Here is an 8,290-nt window from a genome sequence, read left to right as displayed (position 1 = left end):
TTAAGCTTTAAAAAAGGATGCCACTGCAATCCTTAACGCGTGTGTATTTTTTATGAGGAAGAGATTGCCTCGTTCCTCGCAATGACGGAGATTTATAAAGTTTTAAAAAAGGATGTCTCTGCAATCCTTAACACATTTATGCTTTTTGTATGGGAGATATTGCTTCGTTTCTCGCAATGACGTGTAGCCATTATATGTATGTTTTTTTTAAAAATATAAGAAATAAAAAAGCTCGTTGAATAAGAACGAGCTTTTTGGTATATATTAGATAATCGCGTTAGGGATTGAATGGTTTGCTTGAGCTCTTTTAGTTTGTGTGTTTATAGAACATACTAACTAAAAAGCGAGTAATGAAAGCCCGCTCGAACGCCCAAATTTTAGCCGTTAAAATCTCCTCCACCATTTTCTTGACCACCACCTTCAGGTCTTTCTCTTTTTTTCTTCTGATTAAAACGATATGTAAAACTTAATGAAATTTGACGCTCTCTCCACTGAAATTCTCCATTTGAAATTGTTGAAGGATTTTCTCTACCGCCATAATATGTAGTACTTTCTCGTTTACGTGAGTTAAATAAATCACTTACATTTAAAACAACCGATGCTTTGTCTTTTAAGATGTCTTTACTAAATGCTAGGTTTGCCATAAACATACCTTCTCTGTCGCTTTGTGCATTTGTTTGTGGGCCACGGTACATAATACGTGTTTGCCAATCTATCTTAGCAGGTAACGTTATACGTGCATTAAAACGGGCAAACCAACTGTCTTGGTTTACTTCTGCTAGATTGGTAGTAACTTGCGAATTGTCTTGCGCTGTGTAAGTGTATGAAAAAGCATCTGTGTTAAACTTAAAGTAGTTGAAACTAGCAGATAAACGCACCTTTTTTGTTGGATTGTAATTACTTGTAAATTCAAACCCGTAACGATCTTCGCTATTTAAATTTAAAGGCTGACTAACAAATACATTGGTTCCGTTTCTTTCTTCGATTATTGAAACTCTCTCAATTTTATCGGTAGAAATTTGATAATATATAGAAGCTCCTAAATTAAATTTTCTGATTTTAGTGTTATAACCTAAATCGAAAGAACTGGTAAATGTTGGGTTTAAATCAGGATTTCCTCTAAACACACTTGTCGCAGAACTTCGGCTTTCAAAAGGGTTTAAAAACCAGTGACGTGGTCTTCTTAAACGCCTGCTATACCCTAAAGTTACATTTTCATTGTCGTTTAATTCGTAACCAAGGTTTACAGTAGGAAACCATTCTGTATAATTTTTGTCTGAATTTTTATTTTGTGTGTCTGATTGTAAATCGATATCGATATCTGTAATTTCAGCACGTAAACCTAAAAGGTATGAAAACTTATTTATTTTACTACCATACTGAGTATAAAAGGCATATACGTTTTGCTTAAAAGTTAAATCGTTAGAAGGGTTAAAATCTATATTAGGGTCTAAAATATTTACTCTAAAATCTGAATTTAAATCTTGATAAGTAGCTTTGTGTCCAGCTTCAAACTGACTGTTTTCTCCGATTGGTAACACATAATCTACCTGAACTAACTTTTCTTTAGAGCTAGTGATTTGTGAATTGTCTTCAGACGGAATTCCGTTTACACTAATAGGTGAATTTTCGGTTTCATTACTGTCTCCGTATTGTAAATCGATCGTTAATTTCTCACCATTATCATTTAACCTGTTAGTATAATTTATAGAGTATTGCTTGTCTACTCCATCTTCATCTTCGTTTTCGACTCTAATTTCTTCAAGTAAAACCTGATTAGGGTCGTTAAATAAAAACCTGTCTGTTAGGTTGGTTGCAATATCATTTCCTTCAGATTTTCTATATACAAAATTACCTGTAATAGAGCTGTTATCGTTAATGTAATATTCTAAACCAATTGAAGCATTGAAGTTTTTGCTTTTTCTATCAAAGGTTCTGTCCTCGGTTTGTGTGCTGTCTAAAACGCCGTTTGTTAAATAAGAAAACTCGGTTTGTGAATTACCAGGACCTTTTCTGTACGAATAACCAAGATTAGAAAATAAGTTAATTTTCTTTGTTCGGTAATTCAGGTTTGGAGCAACTCGTAACATATCTGGATTACCAGCGGTAAGGTTTACAGAACCATTAAAACCGGTTATTTTACCTTTTCTTAGAATAATATTTAAAATACCTGCAGTTCCTTCAGCATCATAACGTGCCGATGGCGAGGTAATTACTTCTACCTTTTCAATAGCATCAGCAGGAAGATTTCTTAAAGCATCTGTACCTGTTAAACCAACAAGTGCCGAAGGTTTTCCGTCAATTAAAATACGTACGTTTTCACTACCACGTAAACTAACCGCTCCTTGTGCATCTACATTAACAGAGGGAACATTGTCTAATACATCAGAAGCTGAACCACCTTTTACAGTCATATCTTTACCAACATTGTATATTTTTTTATCTAAACGTATTTCTACGGTAGATTTTTCGGCAATAATTTCTACTTCATCTAAGGTTTCTGCATCTTCAGAAAGCGTAATTGTACCTAAGTTGATGTTTTCTGTTATTTGTCTTTGTTGAAGGTTTTTAGTTTTAAACCCTATAAACTCCACTTTTAAAGCATACTCCCCAGAAGGAACTGTAATAGAAAAATTTCCGTTTAAATCTGTAATTCCTCCAGAAACTTGTTTGTTTTGAAGATGAGTTAATACTAAAGTAGCATACTCTAAAGGTTGTTTAGAACTGGCTTCTATAACTTTACCTGTTAAGGTAACTTTAGAATTTTTTTTACGAGTAGGTTTTTGTGCAAATGCAGAAACAGCGATTAGTAATGCAAAAAGAAATGTTATTTTTTTCATTGAGTAGTTTATTGTTTAAAGAGATAAGACTGCGAAGTTCTTTAAAGGTTTAATCTTGCTTAGTTAAAGGATTGTTAAATAAAACCTAAAGTTAAAATCAAGGTAAAATGTAAAATTTGTAGATTAGGAGCAAGAAAAAATAAGGCTTATTTTAATTGGAGACATTGTAATTAATTTATAAGGTTTAATTATAATAATCAATTTTAATTTTTTAATAAAAGAGTAATGAAGCGTAGAAAGTTTATAGAACGATTATCTGTTACTAGTTTAGGTTTAGTAGCGGTATCATCAACCATAATGGCATGTAATAAAACGGTTAAAGAAGAAAGAGGTTCTACAACGGTTTTACAGCCTATACGACCAGTAGTAATTGCAACATGGAATACGCCATTGGCGGTTGAAACTGCAGCCAAAATTTTGCAAAACGGAGGGGTAGCATTAGACGCTGTTGAACAAGGTTGTAGAATTGAAGAAGCAAATGAAAAAGGACAATCTGTAGGGAAAGGTGGGCTACCTGATAGAGAAGGAAATGTAACTTTAGATGCTTGCATTATGGATGAAAAAGGGAATTACGGAGCAGTTTTAGGTGTTAAAAATATAAAGCATGTAATTTCTGTAGCAAGAAAAGTAATGGAAGATACGCCACATGTAATGTTAGTGGCAGAAGGAGCAGAGCAGTTTGCCGTTTCTAAAGGATTTGAAAGAGAAGACTTGTTAACGGATTCTTCTAAGAAAGCTTGGGAACAATGGAAAGTGAAATCGGAATACAAGCCGATTATCAATATAGAAAATCACGATACTATTGGTATGTTAGCGATTGATAAAAACGGAGATATTTCTGGTGCTTGTACCACAAGTGGATTGGCATATAAAATGGCTGGTAGAGTGGGAGATTCTCCAATTATTGGTGGTGGATTGTTTGTTGATAATGAAATAGGAGGAGCTTCGGCTACTGGTTTAGGAGAGGAAGTATTAAAAACGGTAGGTAGTTTTTTAATAGTTGAATTAATGCGACAAGGAAAATCGCCACAAGAAGCCTGCGAAATTGCTATTGGTAGAATTGTAAATAAACCAGGGAAAGATTTTAATAATTTTCAGGTAGGTTATATTGCTGTGAATAAACAAGGAGAAACGGGTGCTTACTCAATTCACGAATGGTTTAGTTATAACTTGTATAAGGAGGGTGAAAATAAAAATATTAAATCAGATTATTTTAATAAACAGAAAGCATAAAAAAAACCGAAACTGTTAAGTTTCGGTTTTTTTTATTTCTAAACAATACTTTTTGCTTATTTTTTCTTTTTTGCTTTTTGCTGAGCAGCTTGTTGTTCTTGTGCTTGTTTCATAGCATTATCTAAACGCTCACGGAACTTACTTTTAGCTTTTTCAGGCTTCTTTTTGTTTTCTTCAATCTTTGCATGAATCTTATCTTCATCAATTACGTAATGCTTAATAATTAACATAATAATGATGGTTAATAAGTTAGATATAAAGTAGTATAAACTTAATCCACTTGCATAGTTGTTAAAGAAAAACAACATCATAATAGGAGAGAAGTAAATCATATACTTCATCATTTTTTGCATATCAGGCATTCCTTCTTGCGTAGGAGCTTGCATATTTGCTTGCTGACTTTGGTTCATTTTCATGTAAAAGAAAATAGCAACCGAAGCTAATATTGGAAATAAACTTATATGGTTTCCGTAAAAAGGAATATTAAAAGGTAATTGATAAATTAAATCATATGATGATAAATCATTCGCCCATAAGAAGCTTTTTTGTCTGAACTCTATATTGGTAGGGAAAAACTTAAATAAAGCAAAGAATACAGGCATTTGCATTAATGCAGGAATACAACCCGACATCATGTTTACACCAGCTTTTCGTTGCACCGCCATTGTTTCTTGCTGACGTTTCATTGCATTTTCTTTACCAGGATATTTTTTGTTGATTTCTTCCATTTCTGGACGAATCACTTTCATTTTTGCACTCGATAAATACGATTTATAAAGTACTGGAGACATGATAATACGAACAACAATTGTCATTAATATAATAATCAATCCGAAGTTACCAATAAATCCTTTTAACAGGTTAAATACAGGGTAGAATACAGTACGGTTTAAAAACCCGAAAATTCCCCAGCCTAAATCTGAAATCTCATCTAAACCAGTACCTTCATAAGACTCTAATAAATTATAATCTGTTGGTCCGTAAAACCATTGCATATTATAATTTAATTCTCCGCTCGTTAAAGCTAACGGCGTTTTTAAACCATATGATTTTGTGAAAACACTATCTTTTTCTTCGCCATCAAAATCAACAGATTTTAAACTAGCTTCGTTAAAAGGTGTATCAGAAGATAAAATTGAAGAAAAGAAATGTTGTTTATAAGCAACCCAATTTACATCACTAACCGTTTCATCGTCGTTCATTTGTAAATAATCAACTTCATCATCCGCTTTATAATAATAGTAAGAGTACATGTTTTCGGTTTTTAAACTTTTTTCATGTCTAAAACCTTTTAAACTCCAATCTAAATTAATTGCTTGAGAGCTGTTTATTACTGAATTTAATCCTTGAGAACGAACAGCAAAATCTACACGGTAATCGTCTTTTTTAATTTCGTAACGATATTCTAAAAATTTAGTTTCAGACACTTTCAGTTTCATAGAAAGTATTTGAGTATCTCCGTTTTTAGTTAAAGTAGGCGTAAATAATAAATCTTTAGTGTTTAAAATACGGTTATCGGTTGTTCCGAAATTAATATTAAAAGATGCATTATTATCTTTTACTAAATATAAAGGAAGCGAATCGTATGTTTTAAAATTTTTAATTAAAGCTTCAGTAATTTGTCCACCTTTATTATCAATAGTTAATTTAACAAGGTCGTTCTCTATAGAGGTACTTCCCTTTTTACTAGTTGAAGCTCCGTATGCAAAAGCACCTAATTTGTTTTTTAAAGCAATTTGCTGTAAAGAGTCATTTAAGACAGTTGTTTCTGCTAAATTGTTTTGAGTAGTTGCTGTTTCAGAAACTTGTTCTGTTTTCGTTGTTTCAGGAGTTACTTCTGGCTCACGAGTGTTCATCCACCATAGTAATATTCCTCCTAATAAAAGCATTCCTATAAAGGAATTTAAATCAAATTTTTTTTGTTCCATTGATATGAATTATAATGTCAACTTGTCATTTTTTGTTTTTCTCATTATTGAAAAACCCGACAAATGTAGCGAAACCTTATATATTTTATGAGGTTTTACTGTGATTAATTTTGATAAGATTAATAGTTCAAATAGTATTCCGTTTTAATAAAAAAAATCCTGTAACTAAAAATTACAGGATTTTAAATTTATTTTTTTGATTGCTGTAAAGCTGCTTTTATAAAACTCACAAATAGTGGATGTGGATTTAACACCGTACTTTTATATTCTGGGTGATATTGTACACCAACAAACCAAGGATGTGTAGGGATTTCAACTATTTCTACCAAGCCTGTTTTAGGGTTGGTTCCTGTAGCTTTCATTCCAGCATTCTCTAATTGTTCTTTATAATCGTTGTTATATTCAAATCTATGACGATGGCGCTCACTAATTAATTTCGATTTATAGGCTTTAAATACTTTAGAATCTTCGATGATTTCACAATCCCAAGCACCTAAACGCATGGTTCCTCCTTTTTGAGTAACGTCTTTTTGAGTTTCCATTAAGTTAATAACAGGATGTGCAGTATCTTTATTCATTTCGGTAGATTCTGCTTCTTTTAAACCTAAAACGTTACGTGAGTATTCAATAACAGCCATTTGCATCCCTAAACAAATTCCTAAAAAAGGAATATTATTTTCACGAACATATTGTACAGCAGCTATTTTACCTTCAGTTCCTCGATCTCCAAAACCAGGTGCTACTAAAACACCATTTAATCCGGCTAACTTTGAAGGCGCATTTTCAGGAGTCAATTCTTCAGAATGAACCCAACGTACATTTACTTTTGTTTTGTTGGTAGCACCGGCATGAATAAAAGACTCGGTAATCGATTTATAAGAATCGTGTAATTCAACATATTTACCTACCAAACCAATTTCTATGGTAGAAGTAGGGTTCTTATGACGTTCTAAAAACTGATTCCATGCTTTTAATTTAGGTTGCTTACGAGTAGATAAGTTTAATTTATCTAAAACCACATAATCTAAACCTTCTTTAAACATTAGGTTTGGAACATCATAAATAGTTTCAGCATCTAAAGACTGAATTACATCTTGTTTTTTAACATTACAAAATAAAGCTAGCTTATTTTTAATAGTATCGCTAATCTCGTGTTCAGAACGACACACTAAAATATCAGGGCTAATACCACTTTGCATTAATGTTTTTACAGAATGCTGTGTAGGTTTTGTTTTTAATTCACCCGCAGCAGCTAAGTAAGGTACTAGTGTTAAGTGAACAACAATAACGTTGTCATTTCCTAATTCCCATTGTAATTGGCGAACAGCTTCTATATAAGGTAGTGATTCAATATCACCCACGGTTCCACCAATTTCAGTAATCACAATATCATAATCTCCTGTATTTCCTAAAATTTGGACTCGGTGCTTAATTTCATCTGTAATATGCGGAATTATTTGAACAGTTTTTCCTAAAAATTCTCCTTTACGCTCTTTATTTATTACAGATTGATATATTCTACCAGTAGTAACATTATTCGCTTGAGAGGTTGGTATGTTTAAAAATCGCTCGTAGTGCCCAAGATCTAAATCTGTTTCAGCACCATCATCAGTAACATAACATTCACCGTGTTCATACGGGTTTAATGTTCCTGGGTCGATATTTATATATGGGTCTAATTTTTGGATGGTTACAGAGAAACCTCTTTGCTGTAATAGCTTAGCTAAAGATGCGGCAATAATCCCTTTTCCTAGTGATGAAGTTACGCCTCCTGTTACAAAAACGTATTTAGTGTTGTTCATGGTGTTGTTAGGTTTGGGCAAAAGTAAGAAGTCTAACTATTCGAACAAATAAAAAAGTGATAAAAGATATATAAAAATTCACTATTCTTGCCAAGTGAAAAAATATTAGAAAAAAGTAAAACTAGTATTTGTTAAACAAAAAAACTGTTGTATATTTGCCCACGCTTTTAGCAGACGGAATTTCATAAAAGCAACGTATAATTAAAGACCATTTTTAAAAATATAAATAATGCCGAAAAGAACTTACCAACCATCGAAAAGAAAAAGAAGAAACAAACACGGTTTCAGAGAAAGAATGGCATCTGCTAACGGACGTAAAGTACTAGCAAGAAGAAGAGCAAAGGGAAGAAAGAACTTAAGTGTATCTTCAGCTCCAAGACCAAAAAAATAATGATTAATTATCATTAATATATTAGGTGTTACTATTTTTTAGTAACACCTTTTTTTGTATATAAACATTTTTTATTTTTGTCAACAACACAACACA

Annotated in this window: 5 protein-coding genes; 2 read left to right on the top strand and 3 right to left on the bottom strand. The window is 32.4% G+C overall.

Annotated features, from left to right (window positions below; genetic code table 11):
• Positions 1-377: 377 nt before the first annotated feature.
• Positions 378-2,840, bottom strand: coding sequence for a TonB-dependent receptor (locus P2G10_RS11555; protein ID WP_218772763.1), 2,463 nt, complete (start codon positions 2,838-2,840; stop codon positions 378-380).
• Between the two features lie 225 nt (positions 2,841-3,065).
• Between P2G10_RS11555 and P2G10_RS11550 the strand changes: the two genes are divergently transcribed.
• Positions 3,066-4,073, top strand: coding sequence for an isoaspartyl peptidase/L-asparaginase family protein (locus P2G10_RS11550; RefSeq protein WP_275316725.1), 1,008 nt, complete (start codon positions 3,066-3,068; stop codon positions 4,071-4,073).
• A 56-nt stretch (positions 4,074-4,129) separates the two neighbouring features.
• Here the strand turns inward: P2G10_RS11550 and yidC are convergent, their stop codons facing one another.
• Entirely contained in the window at positions 4,130-6,001 is a 1,872-nt protein-coding gene (yidC, locus tag P2G10_RS11545) for a membrane protein insertase YidC (protein WP_275316724.1), read from the bottom strand.
• Positions 6,002-6,189: 188 nt separating this feature from the next.
• Positions 6,190-7,803 (bottom strand): CTP synthase, encoded by a 1,614-nt coding sequence (locus tag P2G10_RS11540; protein WP_275316722.1) that lies wholly within the window; start codon positions 7,801-7,803, stop codon positions 6,190-6,192.
• Between the two features lie 229 nt (positions 7,804-8,032).
• Here P2G10_RS11540 and rpmH point away from each other — a divergent pair, with 229 nt between their 5' ends.
• A complete protein-coding gene (rpmH, locus tag P2G10_RS11535; RefSeq protein ID WP_058884776.1) occupies positions 8,033-8,194 on the top strand; it encodes a 50S ribosomal protein L34 in 162 nt (53 codons plus the stop codon).
• Positions 8,195-8,290 lie beyond the last annotated feature (96 nt).

This window comes from Tenacibaculum bernardetii, from assembly GCF_029125915.1.
Classification (GTDB): Bacteria; Bacteroidota; Bacteroidia; order Flavobacteriales; family Flavobacteriaceae; genus Polaribacter; species Polaribacter bernardetii.
This window is presented reverse-complemented; position numbering and strand designations above follow the sequence as displayed.

Excerpts from the sequence above, each read along its gene's own strand:
- P2G10_RS11555 (WP_218772763.1), bottom strand. The coding sequence starts at position 2,840 with ATGAAAAAAATAACATTTCTTTTTGCATTACTAATCGCTGTTTCTGCA.
- P2G10_RS11550 (WP_275316725.1), top strand. The coding sequence starts at position 3,066 with ATGAAGCGTAGAAAGTTTATAGAACGATTATCTGTTACTAGTTTAGGT.
- yidC (WP_275316724.1), bottom strand. The coding sequence starts at position 6,001 with ATGGAACAAAAAAAATTTGATTTAAATTCCTTTATAGGAATGCTTTTA.
- P2G10_RS11540 (WP_275316722.1), bottom strand. The coding sequence starts at position 7,803 with ATGAACAACACTAAATACGTTTTTGTAACAGGAGGCGTAACTTCATCA.
- rpmH (WP_058884776.1), top strand. The coding sequence starts at position 8,033 with ATGCCGAAAAGAACTTACCAACCATCGAAAAGAAAAAGAAGAAACAAA.